Below are 24,774 nucleotides of genomic sequence, written 5' to 3'. Positions count from 1 at the left end.
CAGCTGTTTGATCACTGTTCACCGAGGAGGCATTCGACCACCGATGGGGCTTTCGAGGCAACACGGGACCACATCACGGGAATCCAGCGCTTGTGCTGGGACTACGCATGAGTAGCCCCATGTGGGCCAAGTGGGGTGTCTGCCCCCTCTGACTCGTCTGCTCTCGCTCCCCCTCCCCCTCATCTGCTCTCGCTCGCCCTGCCCCTCATCCGGCCCCGATCAGCCGTCCTGGCCGGTGCCCCGAACCGTCGGAACCGATCCGAGCTCGATGCCGAACCGCTCCCGGTACACCCCGAGCACCTCCTCGTCCGTCCCCAGCTCCCGCTCCTCCCGGGTGCCGTCGGCTCCGGTCACCGTGAGCCTGCGGCCGCTGAGCGTGATCCTCCCTCCGTCCTCCGTGACCCGCGAACAGACCAGCGACCGCGTGAAGTGCGACACCGGCGACGTGCTGTGCCACCACACCCCGGCCACGAAGTCCCCGAGCACCCGCGGCCGTACCTCCAGGCGGTACTGCGGTCTGCCGTCGCGGATCACGTCCAGGTCCGCCGCCTCCACCGTGTCGTGCCCACCGCGCACCCCGGCCGCGTCCGGCTGCGCCTCGACGATCCGGAACGTGCCCCCGGGATCCTCCTGCTCTCCCCTCTCCCCGAACGCCAGCGGCAGATGGCTGTGCGCCCCGAACCCGACATCGGCCAGCCAGTCGCCCCCGTCCACCGTCCGCACCCGCAGCGCGAGATGGTCGTACGGGATCCCGAGCCGCTCCCCGTCCCCGTACACCCGCCCCGCGAGCAGCTCCACGTCGTACCCCAGCGCGGCGAGCAACGCCCCGAAGGCGCCGTTCAGTTCGTAACAGAACCCGCCGCGCCGGGCGCCCACCACCTTGTCCAGCAGCCGCTTCTCCTCCAGCACGATCTCCTCGCCGAGATGGATCGACAGGTTCTCGAACGGCACGGCCCTCAGATGGCGCAGGTGCAGTTCGCGGAGCACGTCGACGGTGGGCCACGCCGGGTGCTCGACTCCCAGGCGGCGGAGATAGGCATCAACCTGTGCTGAGTTCATGCCCTCAGTCTCGCGCCACCCTCAGCTCCCCGCCCTCTCCTACGACCGCAAGTGCGCCGTCCCGGTCCGTCCGCAGCACCGCCGCACCCCCGGCGCGCAGCGCCGCGACCGTGCCGGGCGCCGGATGTCCGTAGCTGTTGACGGCACCGCAACTGATCAGGGCCAGCCGCGGGGCGGCCCGGCCTGTCAGGCCGGGGTCCTGATACGCCGATCCGTGATGGGCGACCTTCAGCACGTCCACGTTCTCCAGGGCCTCGGCCGCCGGTGATCTCGCCAGCGCCCGCTGGGCCGGAGGTTCGAGGTCGCCGAGGAGCAGCAGGCGCAGTCCGGCCGAGCGGACCAGCATGGCGACACTGGCGTCGTTCGGCCCCTCCGGCGCCGGGTGGGCCGGGTCGGCCGGGAGCACCTGCGGATGCGGGCCCGGTGGAAGGGCCGGGGGTGGGCCCGATGGAGGGCTCGAGGACGGGCTCGGGGGCGGCCACACCACCTGCCAGGACAGCTCCCCCGTGCGGCGCTGCTCCCCGGCGGCAGCCCGCGTCACGGGGACCCGCCGGGCCGCCGCCTGTCTGCGGACGAACGCGGCCTGGTCCGCGGGCTCTTCGAAGCCGGTGGTCTCGATCGCGCCCACCGCCCGTCCGCGCAGCACACCGGGCAGGCCAGCCACATGATCGGCGTGGAAGTGGGTGAGCACGATCAGCGGAATCCTGGTGATGCCGAGTGAGCGCAGGCAGTGGTCGACGAGCTGCGGATCGGGTCCCGCGTCCACCACGACACCTGCGCCCTCGCCCGCCGCGAGCACCAGGGCGTCGCCCTGCCCCACGTCGCACATCACCAGCCGCCAGCCGGGCGGCGGCCAGCCCGTGACCACCCGGGTCAGCGGCGGCGGCTGCACCATCACCAGCACCAGCACGAGGCCGCAGACCCCGCACCACCAGGGATGCCCGAGCAGCCGCCGCCCCAGGATCAGCACGACCAGCGTCACGGCCGCGAGCAGCGCCGCCCCCGTCCAACTGCCCGGCCAGTCGACTCCCGCTCCCGGCAAGGCGGCCCCGGTACGGGCGACCTCCGCGATCCACTCGGCGGGCCAATGCGCGACCCACGCGAAGACCTTGGCCACGGGCATCACCATCGGTGCCGTGGCCAGTGCGGCGAAGCCGAGCACGGTGGCCGGCGCGATCGCGAACTCCGCGATCAGGTTGCACGGCACCGCCACCAGGCTCACGCGCGCCGACAGCACTGCGACGACGGGCGCGCACAGGGCCTGCGCGGCGGCAGCGGCGGCCAGCGCCTCGGCCAACCGCGGCGGCACCCCGCGCCGCCGCAGCCCGGCGCTCCAGCGCGGCGCGAGCGTGAGCAGGGCGCCGGTGGCCACGACGGAGAGCAGGAACCCGTAACTCCGCGCCAGCCACGGGTCGTACAGCACCAGCAGCAGGACCGCCGTCGCCAGCGCCGGGATGAGGGACCTGCGGCGGCCGGTCGCTAGGGCGAGCAGCGCGACGGCTCCGCAGGCCGCGGCCCGCAGCACGCTCGGATCGGGTCTGCACACGACGACGAACCCGAGTGAGAGCCCGCCCCCGAGCACGGCGGTCGCCCGCAGGGAGACACCGAGGCGAGGCGCGAGCCCCCGCCGCTCGGCGCGCTGTGCCAGGCCCGGTGGCCCGAGCAGCAGGGCGAGCAGGATCGTGAAGTTGGCCCCGGACACGGCCAACGTGTGGGTGAGGTCGGTCTCCTTGAAGGCCTCCTCCAGCTCCAGGGTGATCCGCGAGGTGTCCCCCACGACCAGCCCGGGCAACAGCGTCCGGGCATCCGCCGGCAGCCCGTCGGTCGCCTCCCGCAGCCCGGCCCGCAACCGCCCGGCGAGCCGCTGAGCAGCCGAGGGTTCCCCGACCACCTCCGGTTCGGCCCGGCCCCGTATCCGCAGCACCGCCGCGACCCGGTCACCGCCCGTCATCGCGGGCGCCAGCCGTGCGCTGACCCGCAGCCGCGTCGAGGGCAGCAGCCCCAGCCACGGCGACCGCACCGGCCCATCGGCGACTGGCCGCCCACCTGCCGTCCGGTCGGCCGACCCCAAGTCGACGATCATCAGCACCGGCGTCCGCGTCCTCACCGTCGCGCCGCCCGCCTCCTGGACGCGCCGCACATCGGCATCGATCAGCACGGCGGTCGGAGCGACGTGATCTCCCCGGACCTTCGGCCGGGTGAGCCGGGGATCGGAGGTCAGCTCCACCTCGGCAGTCACCGTCGCGTACTCCCGCGCCAGGCCGGGCACAGGTCCCCGGTGCAGATCCGCCCCGTGCAGCCCGGCCGAGACGGCAGCCGCGGCCACGCACAGCAACACGGCTGCGGCCGACGCTCGCGGCCAGGAGGCCCATCCCGCCCGCCGGGCGAGCGGCAGCAGTCCGAGGGCGGCCAGACAGCCGGCCACGAGGCCGAGGACCCACCCCGGCGACGCGTCCAGCACCAGCGCCGCCGTGCCCCAGGCCGCGAGGGCGGGTGGGACGAGCCGCAGGTCTGTGGGGCCTTCCTGCCGCGGACGGGCGCTGCCCAGCCGCTTCCCGGAGGAGGCGTGCACGGACGAACGGGCGGGAGAGGCGGAGCCGCTGGGAGGGGGCGACCCGGCGGTGAAGGCCTCAGGCGCCGCCTCGTCCCGTCCCGTCGGCACGTCACGGCCGCTCCTCATGGCCGTACGAGATTCCGCAAATCGGCGAAGCGGCGGTCGCCGATACCGTTCACCTCGCGCAACTCGTCCACGGAACGGAAGCCGCCGTGCTGCGTGCGGTAGTCGATGATGTGCTGCGCCAGCACCGGGCCGACACCCGGCAAGGTGTCGAGCTGGTCGGCGGTGGCCGTGTTGAGCGAGACGGGAGCCCCCGGCATCATGCCGCCCGCCGCCGCACCACCCGTGCCTCCGGCGGCAGGACCACCCGCACCGGTCCCCACCCCCGCCCCCGCAGCGGGAGCCGGTCCCCCGACGATCACCTGCTCGCCGTCCACGAGGAACCGGGCGTGGTTGAGACCGTCGGTCTTCGTGCCGGGCTTCACCCCGCCCGCCGCGCGCAGCGCGTCCGCGACACGCGAACCGGCCGGCAGCCGGTGGATCCCGGGTTCACGGACCTTGCCGCCGACGTCCACGACGATCTCGGCCGCCCCTGCCGCACCCGCCGCACCTGTCGACTTCGCCGCCCCCGCGAGCGCACCCGCTCCTCGTTCCGGATCGGCCTGTCCACCGTGTCCCCGCGCCCCGTGGGGTGCCGCCGCTCGCACCACCTCCGGCGGCCGCACGGACTGGGTTCGGCCGGCCCAGAAGTGCTGCACGGCGAACGCCGCGGCGACGACGAGCACCACCGTCAACGCGAGCACGCTCCGCCGCTCCAGGCCACACCTCGCCTGCAACCACACAGGCAGGCGCTCCCGCACCGCGAGACCGGCCCGCGCCGGCCAGGCCCCTTCCCCAGGACGGCCGTCCCCGCTGCCGCTGCCCGCCCCGGCGGGAGCAACCCTCTCCTCGGGCTCGGGCGGGCCATGCCCCGACTCCCGCCGCTCCCCGCCTCGTTCGGCATGGTCGCCGAACAGCACCTCCGCGCGCCGGCGGAGTTCCTCCGCCGAGGCATGGCGATGCCGTGCCCGGCCGCGTGCGACAGGTCGGTGACGGCGGTGACGGACGCGGCCGTCGGACGCCGGTCCACGGCCCGGCCCGCTGGTCGCAGTCGCTGTGCGTGAACGTGATCGAAGTGCCATGCGACGAGGATCGGCCACATCGGCACCCTCGCGATGATCTTGGTCAAATCTCGGGGAGAACGGCCGACTTGTGGATAACCCAGCCACCCGCACGGGTGATCAGGGCCCGCCGTGACCGTTCACTGCGGCGAAACCACGACCCCCAGCAACCCGGGCCCCGTGTGCGCCCCGATCACCGCTCCGACCTCGCTGACATGCAGATCGGCGAGCCCGGGCACCCTTGCCCGCAACCGGTCGGCGAGGGCCGACGCCCGGTCCGGGGCGGCGAGATGGTGGACGGCGATGTCCACCTGGGCGCTGCCCGCGCGCTCGGCCGCGATCTCCTCCAGGCGGGCGATCGCCTTCGAGGCGGTCCGCACCTTCTCCAGCGGTTCGATGCGGCCGTCGGCCAGTTGCAGCAGCGGCTTCACCGCGAGGGCCGAGCCCAGCAAGGCCTGCGCGGCACCGATACGGCCGCCGCGGCGCAGGTAGTCGAGGGTGTCGACGTAGAAGTAGGCGGACGTGCCCGCGGCCCGCTTCTCCGCGGCCGTGACGGCCTCGTCCATCGTGCCGCCCGACTCCGCGGCCTCCGCCGCGGAGAGCGCGCAGAAGCCGAGCGCCATCGCGATCATGCCGGTGTCCACCACCTGCACGGGCACCTCCGCCTGCCGCGCGGCGACGACGGCCGCGTCGTACGTACCGGAGAGCTCGGCGGAGAGATGGAGGGAGACGATGCCGGTGGCGCCGGACTCGGCGACCTTGCGGTACGTCTCCTCGAAGAGGGCGGGGCTGGGCCGCGAGGTCGTCACCGGGCGCCGCTTCTGCAAAGCCTGGGCGAGGGCGCGGGTCGAGATCTCGGTGCCCTCCTCCAGGGCCCGGTCGCCGAGGACGACGGTGAGAGGTACCGCTGTGATGCCGTGGCGCTCCATCGTCCGGGCCGGCAGGTAGGCCGTTGAATCGGTGACGATCGCGACATGGCGGGACATGAGCTGGAGGTTACCTGCCGTAGCGCCCGTGCGGCAGCCCGGCCCCCGTGCCGTGTGACGCGAGTGGCCGGATCAAGTGGTGCTCTCGGGGCGGGGCTTCTTCTGCCAGGGGTAGGTCGGGCGCGGTCCCGACGGGCTGATGGCGGGCCGTGCCGGCTCGGGCGCCGGGCTCGACTGCGGGGTCTCCGGCCAGGTCTGCCCGGCCGCGGCGGGATCGGCGGCGGGCGCCTCGGGCCATGGCGTGGAGGCGGCCCGGGGCTCCGGCTTCGGCGAGGCGGCGGGCCGGGGCTCCGGCTCCGGTTCCGTCGTCCAGTGCCGCAGCGCCCCGGCCTCCATGTGGATCTGGGCGCTGAGCGTGTCCAGGTCGTCCTCCGCGAAGCGGCGGGCGCGGTCGCGGGCCGCCCAGCGCAGGGCGTCAGCCGACTGTGTGACGCGTTCGGTGCGCTCGCGCAGCCCGGGCAGCCGCTCGGTGAGCGCGGTGCGGTCGGGCTCGGCCTCCAGGCGTTTCAGCTCGTCGTCCAGCTCCTGCCCGTGCGCACTGAGCCGTTCGAAGAGGCCGATGGACTCCTTCAGGGACTCGTCCTCGGCGACGGCCGCGTGCAGCGCGTCCTGGGTGGCGCGCATCGACGTGCGTAGTTTCAGCCGGAGTTGGGCGAGTTCCCCCGCGGCGCCCGGCTGGGCGAAGGACTTGGCCCGCAGGGTGTGGTCCTCGACCGTGCGGCGCGCCTGTGTGATGCCGCGGTCCACGCCGCGCTTGGCGGCGCCGACCACCTTGACCGTGGCGTACACGCCGAGCCCCAGAAAGAGGACGAAAAGCAGGGCGAACACTGCGATCACTGCTTCCACCGGCTCCTCCTCAGGACCTCGCCGCGCACCTCACGTCGCTCTTCAACGGTAAACGCAACAGGCAGGCCCGGAGTTCCAGAAAAACCCCGAACCTGCCCGTAGGGGACCACCCCGAGAGCGGTCCGCAGTGCCCGGCGGCTACGCCGGAACGATGTTCACCAGCTTCGGAGCCCGCACGATCACCTTCCGGATCCCGGCCCCGTCCAGCGCGGCGGCGACCTTCTCGTCCGCCAGGGCGACCTTCTCCAGCTCGTCCTCGGAGATCGACGGCGAGACCTCCAGCCGCGCCTTGACCTTGCCCTTGATCTGCACGACGCAGGTCACGGTCTCGTCGACCACGTACGCCCGGTCGGCCACCGGGAAGTCCTGGTGCACCACCGAGTCCTCGTGCCCCAGCCTGCGCCACAGCTCCTCGGCGATGTGCGGGGCCAGCGGCGCCACCATCAGCACCAGCGGCTCCGCGACGGACCGCGGCACGGCGCCGCCCGCCTTGGTCAGGTGGTTGTTCAGCTCGGTGACCTTGGCGATGGCGGTGTTGAACCGCATGCCCTCCAGGTCCCCGCGCACCCCGTCGATCGCCTTGTGCAGGGCGCGCAGCGTCTCCACGTCGATGTCGGCGTCCTCGACGTCGACCACGGTCACCTCGCCGGTCGCCTCGTCGACGATGTTCCGCCACAGCCGCTGCAGCAGCCGGAACTGGCCCACCACCGCGCGCGTGTCCCAGGGCCGGGAGACGTCCAGCGGGCCCATCGCCATCTCGTACAGCCGCAGCGTGTCGGCGCCGTACTCGGCGCAGATCTCGTCCGGAGTGACCGCGTTCTTCAGGGACTTGCCCATCTTGCCCAGCAGCCGGGAGACCTTCTCGCCCTGGTAGTAGTAGGCGCCGTCGCGCTCCTCCACCTCGGCGGCCGGGACCGCGATGCCACGGCTGTCGCGGTAGACGTAGGCCTGGATCATGCCCTGGTTGAACAGCTTGTGGAACGGCTCGGCCGAGGAGACGTGCCCCAGGTCGTACAGCACCTTGGACCAGAAGCGGGCGTACAGCAGGTGCAGCACCGCGTGCTCGGCGCCGCCGACGTACAGGTCGACACCGCCGTGCGGCTGCCCCTCGCGCGGGCCCATCCAGTACCGCTCGATCTCCGGGTCGACCAGCTGCTCGCTGTTGTGCGGGTCCAGGTAGCGCAGCTCGTACCAGCAGGAACCGGCCCAGTTGGGCATGGTGTTGGTCTCACGCCGGTACTTCTTCGGACCGTCGCCCAGGTCCAGCGTGACGTTGACCCAGTCCTCGTTGCGCGACAGCGGCGTCTCGGGCTGCGTGTCCGCGTCGTCGGGGTCGAAGGTGCGCGGCGAGTAGTCCTCGACCTCGGGCAGCTCCAGCGGCAGCATCGACTCGGGCAGCGCGTGGGCGATGCCGTCCTCGTCGTAGACGATCGGGAAGGGCTCGCCCCAGTAGCGCTGGCGGCTGAACAGCCAGTCGCGCAGCCGGAAGTTGACGGTGCCCTCGCCGACGCCGGACGACTCCAGCCATTCGGTGATGCGCGCCTTGGCGTCGACAACACCCAGGCCGTCCAGGGAGACACCCTCCCCCGTGGAGTTGACGATCTTCGCGTCGTACGACACGAAGGCGGCGTCCCACGTCGAGGTGTCGGTGCCGCGGCCGTCGGTCGGCTCGACGACGCAGTCGATCGGCAGCTCGAAGGCGCGTGCGAACTCGAAGTCACGCGTGTCGTGCGCCGGGACCGCCATGATCGCGCCGGTGCCGTAGCCCATCAGCACGTAGTCGGCGATGAAGACCGGGATCTGCTCGCCGTTGACCGGGTTGGTCGCGTACGCGCCGATGAAGACTCCGGTCTTGTCCTTGGCCTCGGCCTGCCGCTCCACGTCGGACTTGGACGCGGCCTGCGCGCGGTACGCGGCGACGGCTTCGGCCGGGGTCGCGTGGCCGCCCTTCCACACCTCGTGGGTGCCCTCCGGCCAGGCGGCCGGGGTGAACTTCTCGACCAGCGGGTGCTCGGGCGCCAGCACCATGTAGGTGGCGCCGAACAGGGTGTCCGGGCGAGTGGTGAAGACGGTGATGCGCTCGCCGTCGATGGGGAAGTCGACGCGGGCGCCCTCCGAGCGGCCGATCCAGTTGCGCTGCTGCAGCTTGATGGCCTCGGGCCAGTCCAGCGCCTCCAGGTCATCCAGCAGCCGGTCGGCGTAGGCCGTGATGCGCATGTTCCACTGGCGCAGCTTGGCCTTGAAGACGGGGTAGTTCCCGCGCTCGGAGCGGCCGTCGGCGGTGACCTCCTCGTTGGCCAGCACCGTGCCCAGCCCGGGGCACCAGTTGACCGGCGCGTCGGAGGCGTAGGCCAGCCGGAACTCACCCAGGACGTCGGCCTTCTCGGCGGCGCTCAGCTCGCTCCACGCGCGCGTGTGGCCCGGTACGGGCCGCTCACCCGACTCGAACTGGTCGATCAGCTCCGAGATCGGACGGGCCTTCTTCGCCTCGTGGTCGTACCAGGAGTTGAAGATCTGCAGGAAGATCCACTGGGTCCACTTGTAGTACTCCGGGTCGATCGTGGCGAACGACCGGCGGTTGTCGTGGCCCAGGCCCAGCCGGCGCAGCTGGGACTTCATGTTCTCCATGTTGGCTTCGGTGGACGCGCGCGGGTGCGTGCCGGTCTGTACCGCGTACTGCTCGGCGGGCAGGCCGAAGGCGTCGAAGCCCAGGGTGTGCAGGACGTTGTGGCCGGTCATCCGCTGGAAGCGGGCGAAGACGTCCGTGGCGATGTAGCCCAGCGGGTGGCCGACGTGCAGGCCCGCACCCGAGGGGTACGGGAACATGTCCATGATGAACTTCTTGGGCTTGGCGACGGTCCCCTGGTCGCCCGCCAGGTCACCCTTCGGGTTGGGCGCGCCGTAGGTGCCGTCGGCGTCCCAGAAGTCCTGCCAGCGTGCTTCGATCTCGGCAGCCATCGCGGCCGTGTAGCGGTGCGGCGCTGCCACCTCGGAGGCGGCAGCGGGGTTCGTCTCGCTCATGATCCTCAAAGCTCCATCGATCGTCTCTGCCTGCGGCTGTGTGGTTCGAGAAACGAAAAATCCCCTCGCACAGGAGGGGACGCCGCGCCGATTCCGGCCACTCGACTCGTCCGGTGGCCGGGACTGATCAGCGCGGCCCGCTAAGCAGAAGGCGTACGGCACGCATGGCGTTAGGGTACCGCAGGCCCCCAGCGCACCGCGACGCGCTTCCGCTGCGCCTCCTCGGCACCCAAAAAGCTGAACAAGGGTCAAAAGTTACTTCGCGTAACAGCCGCTAAAGGACATCACAACAGCCACATTGTCCTTTGATAACAACGCAATAACTCAAACCTCGTACCCATCGGTATGGCGCCGCTTAGAGTGCGGCAGCGGGACCGCTTTCCCGAACCGCTCGGAGTTGCCCCCATGAACCCTCATCGCAGTAACAGCTCGCTACGCCCCGTCACCGGGATGTGGGGAGGCCGGCCGTGACGAACTACGACTCCACGGTGGACGACTCGTTCGCCGACTTCCTCAACTTCGGCGCCGGCGTGCTGTCCCTCGTGTGTCTCTCCTGCTCGGTGATCTGGGGACTGGTCGCCCAGGACCGGATCCTGCTGGACACGCGCAGGCGCATCCTGGCGCAGGCCGTGCACCGGACCACGGCGGTCGCCTCGATCGTCTTCCTCCTGGTGCACATCGGGGTCAAGCTGGCGCTCGCCCACACCACGTGGGTCGCGGTGTTCATCCCCTTCGGTCTCATCGCCAGCGACAACGACGAGATCATGGGCCGGTCGTTCCTCGTCGGCCTCGGCACCCTGGCCAGCATGCTCATGATCTTCGTGGGCGTCACGGGCGTGCTGCGCAACCGTTTCGCGTCCCCGGCGCCGGTCGCGGCCCGCTGGCGGGCCATGCACATGCTGGCCTACCCGGCCTGGTGCGCCGCCCTGGTCCACGGCCTCTACGCGGGCCGCCAGGCCAAGCCGATCTTCGTCATCCTGTACTGCGTGTCCCTGGTCGCCGTGGCCGGAGCCCTCGCCCTGCGCGCCGCTCCGCGCCCGGTCAAGCGCAAGGTCGCCGACAAGTTCGCCCAGCTCATCGGGCCGGGGGACGGTCTGGGCCGCAGGGACCTGGAGGAGAGCCGGGCCCGGGCGGGCACCGGCTCCGCGCTGCCCGGCTACGAGGGCCGGGACACGCCCGTGGGGGCCATGGCCTCCTCGTCGGGGCCGCGGTACGAGAAGGCGGAGCGCGCCGCGCCGCAGGAGCCCACGAACGGCTTCGCCGCGGCCTACCGGGCCGTCTCGAGCCCGCCCCTGGGCCAGCAGGCGTTCGCGCCGGGACCGACCGACCGCGCGGAACTGCCGCTGGACATGCAGCCCACCCAGACCATCCCGACCGTGGACGGCCCCTCCAGCACCTCGGGCAACTGGCCGATCCCGTCCCCGCCCCCGGTCGGCGAGGCCCCGCCGTCGGCCTACGACCCGCTCCAGGACACGGGCTTCAACATCCCGCCCTACGACCCGCTCCAGGACACCGGACAAAGCATCCCGGCCTATGGCAATCCAGGCGCCGCCGGCTACGGATCGAGTGACGTGTACGACACGGGTGAGACGAACGCCGTCTACGACACGTACTACCCGAACGACACGTACAACAGCGGTCCCGCCACTGAAACACTGCCCGGTGCGTCCTACGACTTCGACGCACCGGGATCGGGCGAACCTTGGAACACGCCTTCCGGAGGCTTTAAGTGAACGAGGCTTTGCCTGACGTACCCGAAGTCCGCGTAGTCGGCCTTCCCCAGCTCACGTCCGGCTTCGACCTTGTCGATCGGCTCGACCTGCCCATGCACCTGAAGGTGCATGGGCCACTCGAGCCGATGGGCGGCGAGCAGCTCGCGCAACTCGCCGAACGCATCAACCTGAAGGGCCGCGGCGGCGCGGGCTTCCCCTTCCACAAGAAGCTGCGCTCGGTCGCCGAGGCGGCGATCAAGCGCGGCGTCCGGCCGGTCGTCGTCGTGAACGGCAGCGAGGACGAGCCGGCCTGCCGCAAGGACACGGTCCTGATCAACCGTGCTCCCCATCTGATCCTGGACGGCGCGCTGCTGTGCGCCGAGGCCCTGGGTGCCCGCACGCTCGTGGTGGGGGTCACCCGTGAGTCCACACAGCGCTCCATGGAGGCCGCGCTCGCCGAACGCGGCCTCAACAACGGCCGCCGATCGGCTCTCCGCGCGCGCGTGCAGCGCAATCCGGTCCGCATGGTCACCGGTGCCGCCGCGTCGCTGATCCGCTCCATCGACGGCGGCCCGGCCATCCCGCCGGGCCGCAAGGTCAGCGCCTCGCAGAACGGCGTCGGCGGCGCCCCCACGTTGCTGTCCAACGCCGAGACCTTCGCCCAACTGGCCATCGCCGCCCGCATCGGCCCGGAGCGCTACGGGAACACCGGCCTGTACGACGAGCCGGGCACCGTCATGCTCACGGTCTCCGGTGCGGTCGCCCGCCCCATGGTGATCGAGGTCCCCACGGGCGTGCCGCTGCGGTACGTCCTCCAGCTCGCCGGCGCCCCGCCGGTGCCCCAGGGCGTGCTCACCGGCGGCTACCACGGCAAGTGGATCGACGCGGCGACGGTCAACGAGGCGATCGTCTCGCGCAACTCCCTTGACGCGGTGGGCGGTGCGCTCGGCGCCGGCGCGATCCTGCCGATCACTCAGGAGACGTGCCCGCTGGGCGAGTCACTGCGCGTCGCCCAGTGGCTGGCGGAGGAGAGCGCGGGCCAGTGCGGCCCCTGTTACCTCGGTCTGCCGGCCGCCGCGCGCGGCCTGGAGGACATCCTCAACGGCGGCGGACCGGCCGCTCTGGAAGCCCTCAAGCAGGTCGCCAAGAACGTGAAGCGGCGCGGCGCGTGCTCGCACCCGGACGGCTCCGCGATGTTCATCGAGTCGACCATCAAGGCGTTCACGGACGACCTGGCCGCCCACGTCCTCGGAAACGGCTGCGGACGGCCCGTGGAGGGCGTTCTGCCGCTCTTCGAGGGCGGCAGGGCCCCTACGGGCATCCCGGGCGGCGGCGAGTCCGAGGAGAACGGCCCCAGCCGCCAGAAGATCTTCGTCGACTGGACGCTGTGCCGGGGCCACGGCCTGTGCGCGGACATCCTCCCCGAGGTGTTCCAGCTCGGCGCCGACGGCTTCCCGACCGTGGCGCAGGCGAAGGTGCCGCGGTACGCCGAGGACAAGGCTCTACGCGCGGTGCGCCGCTGCCCGGCGCTGGCCCTGCGCATCGAGGAGGACACGCGCGCTCAGGGCGGCGCGCCGTCCCGCAACCTCCCGGTCCTGTCCCAGGGCCGCGGCCGCCGCGCCCTCGGCCGCTGAGCAGACGTCGTACGGCGGGCTTCCCTCAGGGGAGCCCGCCGTAGGCGTACACGGACACCGCACACGGGTACCGCACACGAAAAGGCGGGCCATCCGATCGGATGGCCCGCCTTCTCATCTGCTGTGGAGCTAAGGAGAATTGAACTCCTGACCTCCTGCATGCCATGCAGGCGCTCTACCAACTGAGCTATAGCCCCTTGCTGTGTTGCCCCCTGGTTTCCCTGGCGGCGACGCCAACATTACTGGTCCTCCGGGCCCAACGCCAAATCGATTTCACCTCGTACAGAGATGCCCGTTATGTCGGATTTGCACCGACTCTGCTGGCGCTAAGCCGTGACGAACGAATAGAACCGCTTGAGCGTGCAGTGCTCCTCCAGAAGCCGGCCGTAGATCGGCTCGCCCTCCAGCTCACGGTACGTCTCGATCGGGTCGCCCTTTATGATCAGCGCCCGTGCGCACTCCTCGCACCAGTACTGGTAGTCGGGATTGATCGGCTCCATGTCACGGACGATCGGAGTCCCGCTGCCACACCAGTCGCATTTCCGCCTGTGTGCACCCATCGATCAGCTCCAGCTGTGGCCGCAGGCCGTGCACACGTAGGAGATCCCGCCGTTGTCGCCGAGCATCTGGGCCACGTGCGCGGATCCGCAGGAAGGGCAGCTGAGGCGGGTCGACATATCCCCTGTCAATGCTGCTCCGAGGAGGTGGTCGACCTCCTGGATGCTCGCAGGCATCGCTACTCCCTCCCGTCGGGCCGCGCCCCCTTCCGGCCGTTTGATTCTGCCACGACCGGACCAATACGGTCAGCGACGCCTCAGTACCAGTCCGGACACGGCAACCCGGCGGGGCCGTAGAGGTATACGCCTCAGGGGGCCCGAGTGACTCAAGAGGGAGCATGAAAAATCCCGCCCCCTGACGGGAACGGGATCTTGAAGCGTGGAGCTAAGGAGAATTGAACTCCTGACCTCCTGCATGCCATGCAGGCGCTCTACCAACTGAGCTATAGCCCCTCATGTTCCTTCCCGGCGGGCCGGGCGAACAAGAAGAACTTTAGCCTGCGACCTGCCGGAAAGTGAAATCCGGGGTCAGTCGTCGTCGCCGAGCACCGGTTCCGGCAGGGTGCCGGCGTTGTGCTCCAGCAGGCGCCAGCCGCGGGCGCCTTCACCGAGGACGGACCAGCAGCAGTTGGAGAGTCCGCCGAGGCTCTCCCAGTTGTGGGCGTCCAGGGCGAGGAGGCGGCCGATGGTGGTGCGGATGGTTCCGCCGTGGCTGACCACGACGAGCGTGCCGTCCTCGGGGAGCTTCTCGGCGTGCCGCAGCACCACGGGGGCGGCGCGGTCGGCGACCTCGGTCTCCAGCTCGCCGCCGCCGCGGCGTACCGGCTCGCCGCGCTTCCACGCGGCGTACTCGGCGCCGTACCGGGCGATGATCTCCTCGTGCGTCAGGCCCTGCCAGGCGCCCGCGTAGGTCTCGCGCAGCGCCTCGTCGTGGGTCACGTCGAGGTCCGTGAGCGCGGCGAGTTCGGCGGCCGTGTTCGCGGCCCGCTTCAGGTCGGACGCGACGATCGCGTCCGGCTTCAGGGCGACCAGCAGGCGGGCCGCGCGCCGGGCCTGGGCGACGCCGGTCTCGGTGAGCTCGACGTCCGTGGTGCCCTGGAAGCGGCGCTCCACGTTCCACGCGGTCTGGCCGTGCCGCCAGAGGATGATGCGGCGGCCCCGGCCCTTGCCGGCGGACGCCTCACTGAAGGAGGTCACCGCCAGTCACCTTCCAGCTCCGCCGCCTCCTCGGCCGCCCGCAGCTTGGCGTGCTCCTCGGCCTTGCCGCGGGTGGCCTTGGCGTCCTCGGGCAGCTCCAGCTCGGGGCAGTCCTTCCACAGCCGCTCCAGGGCGTAGAAGACGCGCTCCTCGCTGTGCTGGACGTGGACGACGATGTCGACGTAGTCGAGCAGCACCCAGCGGGCCTCGCGGTCGCCCTCGCGGCGCACCGGCTTGGCGCCGAGCTCCTTGCTGAGGCGCTCCTCGATCTCGTCGACGATCGACTTGACCTGGCGGTCGTTGGGCGCGGAGGCCAGCAGGAAGGCGTCCGTGATGGACAGCACGTCACTGACGTCGTAGGCGACGATGTCGTGTGCCAGCTTGTCGGCGGCCGCCTGGGCGGCGGTGTTGATCAGCTCGTGAGAGCGGTCGGTCACGGTCACTACAAGGCTTTCCGTCGGCGGTCACTTGCCACCAAGGGTCTCACGGACCGCCGCGCGCTCCCCACGCGATTACGGCGACCGCGTGGGGAGCACACTCCTGCCGGCTAGTCGGACGACGGCTTGTAGTCCTGTCCGAGGACGACGGCCACGTCGGCGCTCGCGGAGGTCCTGCCCTTGGTGACGGAGCCCGCGGGCAGACCCAGGGTCTTGGCGACCTCGGCCGCGTCGGCCTTGTCGGCGGCGTCGGCGTAGGTGACCTCGGACGTGGCCCGGGCGGAGCCGGCCGTGCCGCCCTCCAGGAAGGTGAAGCCGCCGTTGAGGAGCACGACGCGGGCCTTCTCCGTGTTGTCCTTCACACCGCTGGCGTTCTGGACGGAGACGCTGACGGCGGCGTCCTTGTCGGGGCTCTTGGCGGTGCCGCCGAGGACGTTCTTGACCACGCCCGCACTGGCCTGGGCGCTGAGCGTGCCGTCGGCCTGTACGGGCAGCAGGTCCGTCCGGTAGTCGCCGCCCTTGGCCAGGTCGGAGAGCCCGGCGAGGAAGGTGCCGAGATCCTTGTCGGTCAGGGACGGGTCGAGGATCTGCTGCAGCGTCTGGATCGTGGTCGTCGCGGCCTGCGGGTCGGAGGACAGCTTGCGCAGGACGCCCTGCAGGACCTGCCCGAAGCGCTCCAGCTGGGCGTCCTGGGCCTCGCCGGGTGCGCGGTAGGTGGCGTAGGCGACGGCCATCTTGCCGCTGAGGGTCTGGGCCTTGCCCTTGCTGACCAGGGGGGCCTCGCCCTTCTTCTTCGCGGCGGGGTCGGGAACCTCGGCGTTGGTGTCCACGTCGATGTTGCCGACCAGGTCGACGAGGTTCTGCAGGTAGGGCGTGTCCAGGCGCCAGGTGCCCTGGATGTCGGTGCCGAGGACCGTGTCGAGCGCCCCGCGGGTGCCGTCGGAGCCGTCGTCCTCGACCGACTTGGCGAGCGTCGTCGTGGTGCCGTCGTCGCTGGTCAGGGCGAGGGAGTTGGGCAGCAGGACGGTGGTGCCCCGCTTGGTGGTGGTGTTGTCGACGAGGAGGGCCGTGGCGGTGCCGCCGCCCTTGATGTCGTGCAGGTGGACGACGACCACATCGCGCTTCTGGGCGCCCGCGGCCGTCGCCGTGCCCGTCGCGGTGTCGTCGGAGGACAGTCCGGGCAGCTTCCCCGCGTACCAGAGGTAACCGACGCCGCCGACCGCGGCGAGCGCGAGGACGACGACCAGGGCGACGATCCGGCTGCGGGCGCGGCGCCGGGCCTCCTCGCGGCGCTCGGTGCGGTTCTCGGTGAACTTCAGCCAGTCGATGACGTCTTCGGAGTTGTCGTCGGGCTCCTCGACGAAGGCGAACTGCTCGGTGTGGTACTCCCGTCGAGGGCCCTCCCCGACTCCCTCGTCGTCGGCCGGGCCCGCCTGCTGCGGGATGTGGGCGGTCTGTTCGGCGACGCGGGGCTGCTGGGCCGTACCGGCGCCGGCCGTGGCCTGGCCGTAGGGGTCGTGAGACGCGGTGCCGCCCTGGTGCTGCCCGGAGGCGTAGGGGTCGTAGGAGCCGTAGCCGGGCTGCTGCCCGCTCGTGCCGTAGTCGTACGCGGGCTGGGGCTGCTGCCCGGCCGCGCTGTACGGGTCGTAGCCGTAGCCCTGCTGTTGCTGCTGGGCGTACGGGTCGTACGCCTGCTGCTGGGTCTGCTGGGCCTGGACCTGCCGGTAGACAGGCCGGCCGTACTCGTCGTAGCCGACGAGCTCGTACTGGTCGCCCCCGTACCCCGGGTCGTATCGGTCGTTCACCGGTGCCCCTCTCGGCTCACTCGCCGCGGTACAGCTCGCGCTTGTCGATATAGCGCACGACTCCGTCCGGCACCAGGTACCAGATGGGGTCGCCCTTGGCGACTCTCGCACGGCAGTCCGTGGAGGAGATGGCGAGGGCGGGCACCTCGACGAGCGAGACACCGCCCTCCGGGAGTCCTGGGTCGTTCAGGTGGTGGCCCGGCCGGGTGACCCCGATGAAGTGCGCGAGGGAGATCAGTTCCTCGCTGTCCCGCCAGGTGAGGATCTGGGAGAGCGCGTCGGCGCCGGTGATGAAGAACAGGTCCGTGTCGGGGTTGAGCGCGCGCAGGTCGCGCAGCGTGTCCACGGTGTAGGTGGGGCCGCCGCGGTCGATGTCGATGCGGCTCACGGAGAACTGCGGGTTCTCCGCGGTCGCGATGACCGTCATCAAGTAGCGGTCCTCGGCCGGGGAGACCTTGCGGTGGCTCTTCTGCCAGGGCTGGCCGGTCGGGACGAAGACCACCTCGTCGAGGTGGAACGCCGCGGCGACCTCGCTGGCCGCCACCAGGTGCCCGTGGTGGATCGGGTCGAAGGTGCCGCCCATGACGCCGAGGCGGCGCTTGCCCGGCTGGGGCCGGTCGTTTCCGGGGCCGTCGATCTGGCGGTGCGCCGCGGCGGCACGCCGGGGCTCCGAGTGTCGCTCGGTGCCGCTCGCCGTGTCCTGTGCCGGGTCGTGCGGCGTCTCGTTCGCCGGACCGGTAGGCATGTCCTGCTCTCCCATGCGTGCAGACCCTACCGGCCCTGCCTGAGGGCTCCGGCCGCCCCCGTGGTCCCCGGGGCGCCCCGCGCGGGGCGCCCGGCCGGGCTCAGCGGTCGCGGTTGAAGCGGGTGGTGATCCACAGCAGGAGCAGCAGGGCGAAGAGGGCGCCGCCACCGGTGAGGTAGGGGCTGAGGCTCTCGTGGTTACCGCCGTGCTCCTCGCCCTCGGCGGCGAGGGTGACCAACTGGGCAGCGGTGCTGTGGAAGCTCATCTTCGGCAGGACCTATCGCGTGTGGGCGGGTTAAAGACGTCGGCTCATCGTAAGCGGGCGCCCCGACCGCGATCACCCCGACTCCGCCTGTTCGTGACACGGAGGCCGTCCGCGGTCCCGCCCGGCCCGGTCCCGGGGCCCTGCGGGGAACCTTCCCCGTGCCTCAGTCGTCCTTCCGTCTGTAGCCACGCAGCAGGAACCACGCCGTCAGCACACAGCCCACGATCATCACGAGCAGTACGTACCGCAGCATCCCCGGCCCCCCTTGCCGATCGGCGGCGGACGCGGCCTCGGCGAGCCAGGCGGCTGCGGGGTGGTGCTCCATGGCGATGGTCTCCTTCGCTGTACTGCCCGACCACCGTAACTCCGCCTAGGCTGGGCTCCGCCTCGGGGAAGCAAAAGGCCGCACAAGGGGCCGCAAAGGTCACACAGACGCACATGGGGGAAGACATGTCCGACGGCCACGAGCACAACGGGCACGAGCACGTGCCGAGCAGGCAGCGCAGGCGCTTCCCCGGAATCTCCTCGCGTACGTACGAGCACCCGGCCGACCGCTCCGCCCTGGTGGCCCTGCGCAAGCTGAGCGGTTTCGACACGGTGTTCAAGGCGCTCAGCGGCCTGCTGCCCGAGCGCAGTCTGCGGCTGCTGTTCCTGTCCGACTCGGTGCGGGTGTCGGACCAGCAGTTCTCGCATCTGAACGTGATGCTGCGGGACGCCTGCTACATCCTGGACCTGGAGAAGGTCCCGCCGATGTACGTCAACCAGGACCCGCAGCCGAACGCGATGTGCATCGGCCTGGACGAGCCGATCATCGTCGTCACGACGGGGCTCGTCGAGCTGCTCGACGAGGAGGAGATGCGGGCGGTCGTCGGGCACGAGGTGGGGCACGCGCTGTCCGGGCACTCGGTCTACCGGACCATCCTGCTGTTCCTGACCAGCCTCGCCGTCCGGGTCGCCTGGATCCCGCTGGGCAACCTCGCGATCATGGCGATCGTGACCGGGCTGCGGGAGTGGTTCCGCAAGTCGGAGCTGTCCGCGGACCGGGCGGGGCTGCTGGTCGGACAGGATCTCCAGGCGTCCATGCGGGGCCTGATGAAGATCGCGGGCGGCAACCACCTGCACGAGATGAACGTGGACGCGTTCCTCGCCCAGGCCGAGGAGTACGAGGCCGGGGGCGACCTGCGCGACTCGGTGCTGAAGATCATGAACGTGCTGCCGCGCTCCCACCCCTTCACCACCGTGCGGGCGGCCGAGCTGAAGAAGTGGGCCGAGTCCCGGGACTACCAGCGGATCATGGACGGCCACTACCCGCGGCGCGACGAGGACAAGGACACCTCGGTCCGGGACTCCTGGCGGGATTCGGCGAACCACTACACGACCCATGTGAAGAGCTCCAAGGACCCGCTGATGAAGCTGGTCACCGATCTCGCCGGCGGCGCGGGCGACCTGGGCGACCGCGTCCGCCGGGGCTTCGGCGGCTTCACGAACCCGGGCCAGAAGCCCCCCGGCCCCGGGGCGCCGGGCCCGTCGGACTCCTCCTCGGGCTCCCCGGACGACGACCAGCCGCCGCGCGACGGCAGCTGAGGCGCCCGCCCAGGCCCTGGAAAGCCCGTCTTCTCACACCCTCGGCTGCGCGCTCGTCGCCAGGGTGCCGCAGAGGGCCGTGGCGCTGCCCGTGGCGTAGGGGTCCGTGCCGGCGGGGCCGCCTTCCTTGGCCGTCTGGCCGGCCAGGAGGGGGCGCAGGTGGTTCGTGGAGTCCTCGGCGCAGGACAGCGGGCCGGCCTGGACGTAGGAGACGACGAGCTGGCCCTGGTGCAGGCGCAGGTCGTCGCGGTCGAAGCGGAAGTGCAGCTCGCGCCGGACGGTGAACAGGGACACCTCGGCCTTGGCACCGGCCCCGGCGGGCCGCAGTGCGTAGACGAGCGTGTGGTCGGCGGTGACCTCGAGCGTGGACGAGTCGACCTCGGCGGCCTGGAGCGTGCCCTGGACCCGCACCTTGCGGTCGGCCAGCTCGGCGCGGGAGGGGTCGAAGCGGACGAGCCAGCCGGTGGGGGCGTGGCGTCCGTCCGCGGTGGGGCGGGCGAAGCTCTGGTCGAACTGGTCCAGCTGATCGGGGTCCAGCAGGAGCCGGACGGCGCGGACCTCGCCGCCCATGAGCACGCCCGGGTCGAGGGCGGAGCGGACGATGTAGTCCTTGGCGGTGGTCAGGGCGCCGACGACCTGGCTGTCCGAGAAGTGCGCGGTGCGCCGCGAGGCGGGCAGCGGCACGCCCTCCGCACCGCTCTTGAACTGTGCGGCGGGGCTGCGCTCGTACAGGTACGCCGTGTCGGCCGTGCCGGGCACCTTGCCCTCGGGGGCGAGCGGGATGACGGTCATCCGCAGGGGTTCGGCGGTTTCCCGGGCGGCGGGGGTCTGGTAGGGGTGCCGCACCCCCATGTAGATCGCGGTGCCGAAGGCGACGGCGATCAGCAGGACCAGGACCAGTGCCTGCCGGGACAGGCCCCGGCGCAGGGGCGGTGCGCGGCGCACGGCGGGCGCGTGATCGCCGATGCGCTCCTGGGCGGAGTACTCCTTGAGGCGGGCAGCGCGGACGAACGACTCGTCGAAGACGACGGATCGATACTCGTCCTCTCCACCTCCGGGAGCGCCCTCCGGTGTCCCCTCAGGTGGGTCTCCAGGCCCGCCCATATCTTCAGGGTAGGTCTCCGGAAGCTCGGGTAAACGCCCGGCCGCACCACAAGTTCTGACAGGTCCTCACCAGGACGGGCGGGTTCCGGTCAGGGGTTGCGCGGGATCACCGAGACGGCCGGCTGGGAGTAGTCGGCGGAAGCGGAGGGAGCCGCCCCGCTGCCCTGTTCCAGCCCGGTCGAGGTGGGCGCCGGCACGGGATCCTCGCGGTTGGAGGACGCGCCCCGGTAGACCGCCGTGAAGGCCAGCGCGACCATGCCGATGCCCATCACGAGGGCGAGCAGCCAGGCGACAGGGCGGTGCCAGCGGACCTGTTTGGAGTACGGCCCCGTGCCGCCGTAGTGGTCCTCGAGGATGTCGGGGTCGTCCAGCTCGTCCAGCTCGGGATCATGGCCGAAATTCCCGGGGGCGTCCGGGCCGTACCCCTCGTCGTACCGCTCGCCTCTGGAGTGGGCGCGGCGCGCCTCCGCCTCGGAGGCCTCGGCTCTCGCCTTGGCGGCGGCCAGGAGGCGCTCCACGGCGGTCGGCTCGTGCACCACGGCCGCGCGTACGAAGGCCTCGTCGAAGACCACGGAGGCGAACTCTTCGTCCGACACCCCGCGGTCGTGGTCGTCGTCGGGCTCCCGGCCGTCAGGAAACGGCGTGCCCCCCACGTCCTCCGGCACGGTTCCAGAGTAGACCTGGGGGGTCATTTTGGGCAGACGGTATGCAAATTCATCCGCCGGTTGAGACGGCGTTCACGGGGTGCCGCACGGCGCACGCGCGGCCCGTTCACGCCTGTCGCACGCACATGCGCCGCTTCCCATACCACGTGGCAGGCGGCTCAGCGCCGCACGTGCCCGTCCCCGGTGACGATGTACTTCGTGCTGGTCAGCTCGGGCAGCCCCATCGGGCCGCGGGCGTGCAGCTTCTGGGTGGAGATGCCGATCTCCGCGCCGAAGCCGAACTGGCCGCCGTCGGTGAAGCGGGTGGAGGCGTTGACGGCGACCGTGGTCGAGTCGACCAGTTGGGTGAAGCGGCGGGCGGCCTGCTGGGAGGTCGTGACGATGGCCTCGGTGTGGCCGGAGGTCCACAGCCGGATGTGTTCGACGGCCTTGTCCAGCGAGTCCACCACGGCCGCGGCGATGTCGTACGACAGGTACTCCGTCTCCCAGTCCTCGGCCGTCGCCTCGACGACCGTGGCCTTGGAGTCCTTGGCATGGGCCAGGACGCGCTCGTCGGCGTGCACCGTGACCCCGGCCTCCGCGAGGGCGTCCAGGGCCCTCGGCAGGAACTCGGCGGCGATGTCCTGGTGGACCAGCAGGGTCTCGGCGGCGTTGCAGACGCCGACGCGCTGGGCCTTGGAGTTGATCAGGATCTCGACGGCCATGTCGAGGTCGGCCTGGGCGTCGACGTAGACGTGGCAGTTGCCGGTGCCGGTCTCGATGACCGGGACGACGGACTCCTGGACGACCGTGTTGATCAGGGAGGCGCCGCCGCGCGGGATGAGCACGTCGACCAGGCCGCGGGCGCGCATCAGCTCGCGCACGCTGTCGCGGCTCTCGCCGGGCACGAGCTGGATGGCGTCGGCGGGCAGCCCGGCCCCGCCCACGGCGTCGCGCAGGACCCGCACGAGGGCCGTGTTCGACTGGTACGCCGAGGAGGAGCCGCGCAGCAGGACTGCGTTGCCGGACTTCAGGCAGAGGGCGGCGGCGTCGACGGTGACGTTCGGCCGGCCCTCGTAGATGATCCCGACGACGCCGAGCGGCACGCGGACCTGGCGCAGGTCGATGCCGTTGGGCAGCGTGGAGCCGCGCACGACCTCACCGACCGGGTCGGGCAGCGCGGCGACGTCACGCACGTCGGAGGCGATGGCGCGGACCCGCTCGGGGGTGAGCGTGAGCCGGTCGATCATGCCCTCGCTGATGCCGGCCTCGCGGGCCTTGGCGACGTCCTTGGCGTTGGCCTCGACGATCTCGCTCGTACGGACCTCCAGCGCGTCGGCGATGGCGAGCAGCGCGTCGTCCTTGTCGGCCCGCGGCAGCGGCGCGAGGTTCGCGGCGGCGGCCTTGGCACGGTAGGCGGCCTCGGTGACCGGGGACATGGAGTCGTACGGCGAAAGCGTGGTCATGAGGGAAGCGTAGTGCGCCGGGCGATTGCGTTCATCGCGCGTTTCACACCCCGAGACACGCCCTGGACCTGATCAGAACGGGTGAACTCCGACGGGCGAGGCCGGGGGCGGGCCGTACCCCTCGGCGATGCGCTGGTGGTAGGTCGCGCGGTCGATGACCTCCAGGCCGACGATCTCCCAGGGCGGCAGTCCGGCGGTCTGCCGGTGCTCGCCCCACAGGCGCAGGGCGACGGCGGCCGCGTCGTGCAGGTCGCGGGCCTCCTCCCAGTAGCGGATCTCCGCGTGGTCGACCGCGTATCGGCTGGTCAGGAGGAAGGGGTGGTCGTGGGCCAGCTGTTCCAGGGCGCGCCGGACCTCGGGGAGCGGGGCCTCCTTGCCGGAGACGCTGAGGGTGACGTGCCACAGGCGCGGGATGTCACCGGGCTCCTCGCCCTCGAAGCGGTCCCCCGCTGCCACGCTCGTCAGGGCCCGCTCCTCACCGGCCGCGCGGGAGCCGGCACCACCACGGGACGCCGCGGCCCCAGGGCGCACTCGTCTCACGACGGCCTCCTTTGCACTGTGGCGCTGCTGCGGAATATGTCCCCGAGACAAAGTTGAGCAGGCCGCAAGAGATCGCGTGGCGGTTTTGCGGAACGTCCACCACCGGGGGCGGACGTTTCGACCCATTACGGGTGCAGGAGCACCAGGTCGTCCCTGTGTACGACCTCGCGTTCGTACGCGGGTCCGAGTTCACGGGCCAGTTCGCGGGTGGAGCGGCCGATCAGCCGGGGGATCTCCTTGGCGTCGAAGTTGACGAGCCCGCGGGCCACGGCGTGCCCCTTGGCGTCCCGCAGTTCGACCGGGTCGCCGGCGCTGAACTCGCCCTCGACGGCGGCGATGCCGGCCGGCAGCAGCGACTTGCGGCGCTCCACGACGGCCTGGACGGCGCCGTCGTCCAGGGTGAGGGCGCCCTGCGGGGTGGAGGCGTGCTGCAGCCACAGCAGCCGGTCGGCGGAGCGTTTGCCGGTGGGGTGGAAGTAGGTGCCGGTGTCCTGGCCGGTCAGGGCGTCGGCCGCGTGGATCGTGCTGGTCAGGACGACGGGAACACCGGCGGCTGCCGCGATCCGGGCGGCCTCGACCTTGGTGACCATGCCACCGGTGCCGACGCCGGCCTTGCCCGCGCTGCCGATCTCGACGTCCGCGAGGTCGGACGGGTCGCGGACCTCGGCGATGCGGGAGGTGCCGGGCTTGGCGGGGTCGCCGTCGTACACGCCGTCCACGTCGGACAGCAGGACCAGCAGGTCGGCGTGGACGAGATGGGCGACCAGGGCGGCGAGACGGTCGTTGTCGCCGAAGCGGATCTCGTCCGTGGCGACGGTGTCGTTCTCGTTGACGATCGGGAAGGCGCCCATCGCGAGCAGCTTGTCGAGGGTGCGGGAGGCGTTGCGGTGGTGGGCGCGGCGGCTCATGTCGTCGGAGGTCAGCAGCACCTGTCCGACGCGGACGGCGTAGCGGGCGAAGGAGGCGGTGTAGCGGGCGACCAGCAGGCCCTGGCCGACGCTGGCGGCGGCCTGCTGCCGGGCCAGGTCCTTGGGGCGGCGGCGCAGGCCCAGCGGGGCGAGGCCGGCCGCGATGGCACCCGAGGAGACCAGGACGATCTCCCGTTCGCCGCCGCTACGGACCTTGGCGAGCACGTCGACCAGCGCGTCCACGCGGTCCGCGTCCAGGCCGCCCGAGGCGGTGGTCAGCGAGGAGGACCCGACCTTGACGACGATCCTGCGGGCCTCGCCCACGGCCTGCCTTGCCCCTGCCACGTCGCCGTCCGTCCCCTCGCGTCGATTCGGTCGCTCACCAGGAAATCTACGGGACGGCCGGACGGGGCGCGGCGCCGGTCCACGCTACGGACGGTGCCGCTCGTGTCACGGGAGCACCGTCGCCCTGCTCGGGTCCCGCCCCCCGACAGGAATGGAATCTTCCGCTACGGTCCGACGCCATGCGGGACGGCAGCCGCCCACG

Annotated in this window: 22 protein-coding genes and 2 tRNA genes; 3 read left to right on the top strand and 21 right to left on the bottom strand. The window is 71.6% G+C overall.

Translation table 11 applies throughout. The features are described from left to right. Positions 1-219 precede the first annotated feature (219 nt). The 6 genes from MQE23_RS29840 to leuS all read right to left on the bottom strand — a co-directional run bounded on the left by MQE23_RS29840 (position 220) and on the right by leuS (position 9,629). On the bottom strand, positions 220-1,059 hold the full coding sequence (locus MQE23_RS29840) for an arylamine N-acetyltransferase (protein WP_243380763.1): 840 nt from the start codon (positions 1,057-1,059) through the stop codon (positions 220-222). Positions 1,060-1,063: 4 nt separating this feature from the next. Further along, the gene (locus tag MQE23_RS29835; protein WP_243382809.1) at positions 1,064-3,631 is read right to left on the bottom strand and encodes a ComEC/Rec2 family competence protein; all 2,568 of its coding nucleotides are present in this window, start codon (positions 3,629-3,631) and stop codon (positions 1,064-1,066) included. Positions 3,632-3,735: 104 nt separating this feature from the next. Then, the gene (locus tag MQE23_RS29830) at positions 3,736-4,797 is read right to left on the bottom strand and encodes a ComEA family DNA-binding protein (RefSeq protein WP_243380762.1); all 1,062 of its coding nucleotides are present in this window, start codon (positions 4,795-4,797) and stop codon (positions 3,736-3,738) included. Between the two features lie 119 nt (positions 4,798-4,916). Continuing rightward, complete coding sequence (locus tag MQE23_RS29825; protein ID WP_243380761.1) at positions 4,917-5,762, bottom strand: DegV family protein; 846 nt, start codon at positions 5,760-5,762, stop codon at positions 4,917-4,919. A 72-nt stretch (positions 5,763-5,834) separates the two neighbouring features. Further along, entirely contained in the window at positions 5,835-6,608 is a 774-nt protein-coding gene (locus MQE23_RS29820) for a hypothetical protein (RefSeq protein ID WP_243380760.1), read from the bottom strand. A 138-nt stretch (positions 6,609-6,746) separates the two neighbouring features. Next, complete coding sequence (leuS, locus tag MQE23_RS29815; protein WP_020269537.1) at positions 6,747-9,629, bottom strand: leucine--tRNA ligase; 2,883 nt, start codon at positions 9,627-9,629, stop codon at positions 6,747-6,749. A 467-nt stretch (positions 9,630-10,096) separates the two neighbouring features. Here leuS and MQE23_RS29810 point away from each other — a divergent pair, with 467 nt between their 5' ends. Together MQE23_RS29810 and MQE23_RS29805 are read left to right on the top strand one after the other, a co-directional pair. Beyond that, positions 10,097-11,362 carry a ferric reductase-like transmembrane domain-containing protein gene (locus tag MQE23_RS29810; protein ID WP_243380759.1) on the top strand — a complete coding sequence of 422 codons (1,266 nt, stop codon included), beginning with the start codon at positions 10,097-10,099 and terminating at the stop codon, positions 11,360-11,362. Then, positions 11,359-12,975, top strand: a complete 1,617-nt coding sequence (locus MQE23_RS29805) for an NADH-quinone oxidoreductase subunit NuoF family protein (protein ID WP_020269540.1) — start codon at positions 11,359-11,361, stop codon at positions 12,973-12,975. Before MQE23_RS29810 ends, MQE23_RS29805 begins: the two co-directional genes overlap by 4 nt. A 124-nt stretch (positions 12,976-13,099) precedes the next feature. On the opposite strand, the gene MQE23_RS29800 is transcribed toward MQE23_RS29805, so the two are convergent. The 10 genes from MQE23_RS29800 to MQE23_RS29755 all read right to left on the bottom strand — a co-directional run bounded on the left by MQE23_RS29800 (position 13,100) and on the right by MQE23_RS29755 (position 18,306). Then, a tRNA-Ala gene (locus tag MQE23_RS29800) sits at positions 13,100-13,172 on the bottom strand. Positions 13,173-13,301: 129 nt separating this feature from the next. Beyond that, positions 13,302-13,535, bottom strand: a complete 234-nt coding sequence (locus MQE23_RS29795) for a hypothetical protein (RefSeq protein WP_006136074.1) — start codon at positions 13,533-13,535, stop codon at positions 13,302-13,304. Positions 13,536-13,538: 3 nt separating this feature from the next. After that, positions 13,539-13,709, bottom strand: coding sequence for a hypothetical protein (locus tag MQE23_RS29790; RefSeq protein WP_150480816.1), 171 nt, complete (start codon positions 13,707-13,709; stop codon positions 13,539-13,541). 203 nt (positions 13,710-13,912) lie between these two features. Then, positions 13,913-13,985: transfer RNA gene (locus MQE23_RS29785), tRNA-Ala, on the bottom strand. 75 nt (positions 13,986-14,060) lie between these two features. Continuing rightward, positions 14,061-14,735, bottom strand: a complete 675-nt coding sequence (locus MQE23_RS29780) for a histidine phosphatase family protein (RefSeq protein WP_037666726.1) — start codon at positions 14,733-14,735, stop codon at positions 14,061-14,063. Next, positions 14,726-15,172 (bottom strand): ribosome silencing factor, encoded by a 447-nt coding sequence (gene rsfS, locus MQE23_RS29775; protein ID WP_086843922.1) that lies wholly within the window; start codon positions 15,170-15,172, stop codon positions 14,726-14,728. The genes MQE23_RS29780 and rsfS overlap by 10 nt, the downstream gene beginning before the upstream one ends. Positions 15,173-15,276: 104 nt before the next feature. Continuing rightward, complete coding sequence (locus MQE23_RS29770; RefSeq protein WP_243380758.1) at positions 15,277-16,971, bottom strand: LCP family protein; 1,695 nt, start codon at positions 16,969-16,971, stop codon at positions 15,277-15,279. A gap of 16 nt (positions 16,972-16,987) precedes the next feature. Next, positions 16,988-17,731 carry a nicotinate-nucleotide adenylyltransferase gene (nadD, locus tag MQE23_RS29765; RefSeq protein WP_020269544.1) on the bottom strand — a complete coding sequence of 248 codons (744 nt, stop codon included), beginning with the start codon at positions 17,729-17,731 and terminating at the stop codon, positions 16,988-16,990. Positions 17,732-17,816: 85 nt separating this feature from the next. Continuing rightward, complete coding sequence (locus tag MQE23_RS29760) at positions 17,817-17,981, bottom strand: hypothetical protein (protein WP_010041970.1); 165 nt, start codon at positions 17,979-17,981, stop codon at positions 17,817-17,819. Positions 17,982-18,144: 163 nt separating this feature from the next. After that, positions 18,145-18,306 (bottom strand): hypothetical protein, encoded by a 162-nt coding sequence (locus MQE23_RS29755; protein WP_020269545.1) that lies wholly within the window; start codon positions 18,304-18,306, stop codon positions 18,145-18,147. Positions 18,307-18,431: 125 nt separating this feature from the next. Here MQE23_RS29755 and MQE23_RS29750 point away from each other — a divergent pair, with 125 nt between their 5' ends. Continuing rightward, complete coding sequence (locus tag MQE23_RS29750) at positions 18,432-19,565, top strand: M48 family metallopeptidase (protein WP_243382806.1); 1,134 nt, start codon at positions 18,432-18,434, stop codon at positions 19,563-19,565. Positions 19,566-19,598: 33 nt separating this feature from the next. Here MQE23_RS29750 and MQE23_RS29745 read toward each other — a convergent pair whose 3' ends face one another. From MQE23_RS29745 to proB, 5 genes are all read right to left on the bottom strand, one after another. Then, entirely contained in the window at positions 19,599-20,669 is a 1,071-nt protein-coding gene (locus MQE23_RS29745; RefSeq protein WP_243380757.1) for a hypothetical protein, read from the bottom strand. 89 nt (positions 20,670-20,758) lie between these two features. Next, positions 20,759-21,361 (bottom strand): hypothetical protein, encoded by a 603-nt coding sequence (locus MQE23_RS29740; protein WP_037666727.1) that lies wholly within the window; start codon positions 21,359-21,361, stop codon positions 20,759-20,761. A gap of 131 nt (positions 21,362-21,492) precedes the next feature. Next, positions 21,493-22,779, bottom strand: a complete 1,287-nt coding sequence (locus tag MQE23_RS29735) for a glutamate-5-semialdehyde dehydrogenase (RefSeq protein ID WP_020269549.1) — start codon at positions 22,777-22,779, stop codon at positions 21,493-21,495. Between the two features lie 72 nt (positions 22,780-22,851). After that, complete coding sequence (locus MQE23_RS29730) at positions 22,852-23,310, bottom strand: hypothetical protein (RefSeq protein WP_037666728.1); 459 nt, start codon at positions 23,308-23,310, stop codon at positions 22,852-22,854. A gap of 134 nt (positions 23,311-23,444) precedes the next feature. Continuing rightward, entirely contained in the window at positions 23,445-24,551 is a 1,107-nt protein-coding gene (proB, locus tag MQE23_RS29725; protein ID WP_020269551.1) for a glutamate 5-kinase, read from the bottom strand. Positions 24,552-24,774 lie beyond the last annotated feature (223 nt).

Source organism: Streptomyces sp. HP-A2021 (genome assembly GCF_022807935.1).
GTDB lineage: Bacteria > Actinomycetota > Actinomycetes > Streptomycetales > Streptomycetaceae > Streptomyces > Streptomyces afghaniensis.
This window is presented reverse-complemented; position numbering and strand designations above follow the sequence as displayed.

What these genes read in the sequence shown, in the direction of transcription:
- MQE23_RS29795 (WP_006136074.1), bottom strand. Translation starts at nt 13,535, where the DNA reads ATGGGTGCACACAGGCGGAAATGCGACTGGTGTGGCAGCGGGACTCCG.
- MQE23_RS29840 (WP_243380763.1), bottom strand. Translation starts at nt 1,059, where the DNA reads ATGAACTCAGCACAGGTTGATGCCTATCTCCGCCGCCTGGGAGTCGAG.
- nadD (WP_020269544.1), bottom strand. Translation starts at nt 17,731, where the DNA reads ATGGGAGAGCAGGACATGCCTACCGGTCCGGCGAACGAGACGCCGCAC.
- MQE23_RS29745 (WP_243380757.1), bottom strand. Translation starts at nt 20,669, where the DNA reads ATGGGCGGGCCTGGAGACCCACCTGAGGGGACACCGGAGGGCGCTCCC.
- MQE23_RS29825 (WP_243380761.1), bottom strand. Translation starts at nt 5,762, where the DNA reads ATGTCCCGCCATGTCGCGATCGTCACCGATTCAACGGCCTACCTGCCG.
- MQE23_RS29735 (WP_020269549.1), bottom strand. Translation starts at nt 22,779, where the DNA reads ATGACCACGCTTTCGCCGTACGACTCCATGTCCCCGGTCACCGAGGCC.
- MQE23_RS29755 (WP_020269545.1), bottom strand. Translation starts at nt 18,306, where the DNA reads ATGGAGCACCACCCCGCAGCCGCCTGGCTCGCCGAGGCCGCGTCCGCC.
- MQE23_RS29740 (WP_037666727.1), bottom strand. Translation starts at nt 21,361, where the DNA reads ATGACCCCCCAGGTCTACTCTGGAACCGTGCCGGAGGACGTGGGGGGC.
- leuS (WP_020269537.1), bottom strand. Translation starts at nt 9,629, where the DNA reads ATGAGCGAGACGAACCCCGCTGCCGCCTCCGAGGTGGCAGCGCCGCAC.
- MQE23_RS29760 (WP_010041970.1), bottom strand. Translation starts at nt 17,981, where the DNA reads ATGAGCTTCCACAGCACCGCTGCCCAGTTGGTCACCCTCGCCGCCGAG.
- MQE23_RS29750 (WP_243382806.1), top strand. Translation starts at nt 18,432, where the DNA reads ATGTCCGACGGCCACGAGCACAACGGGCACGAGCACGTGCCGAGCAGG.
- MQE23_RS29830 (WP_243380762.1), bottom strand. Translation starts at nt 4,797, where the DNA reads ATGGCACTTCGATCACGTTCACGCACAGCGACTGCGACCAGCGGGCCG.
- MQE23_RS29790 (WP_150480816.1), bottom strand. Translation starts at nt 13,709, where the DNA reads ATGCCTGCGAGCATCCAGGAGGTCGACCACCTCCTCGGAGCAGCATTG.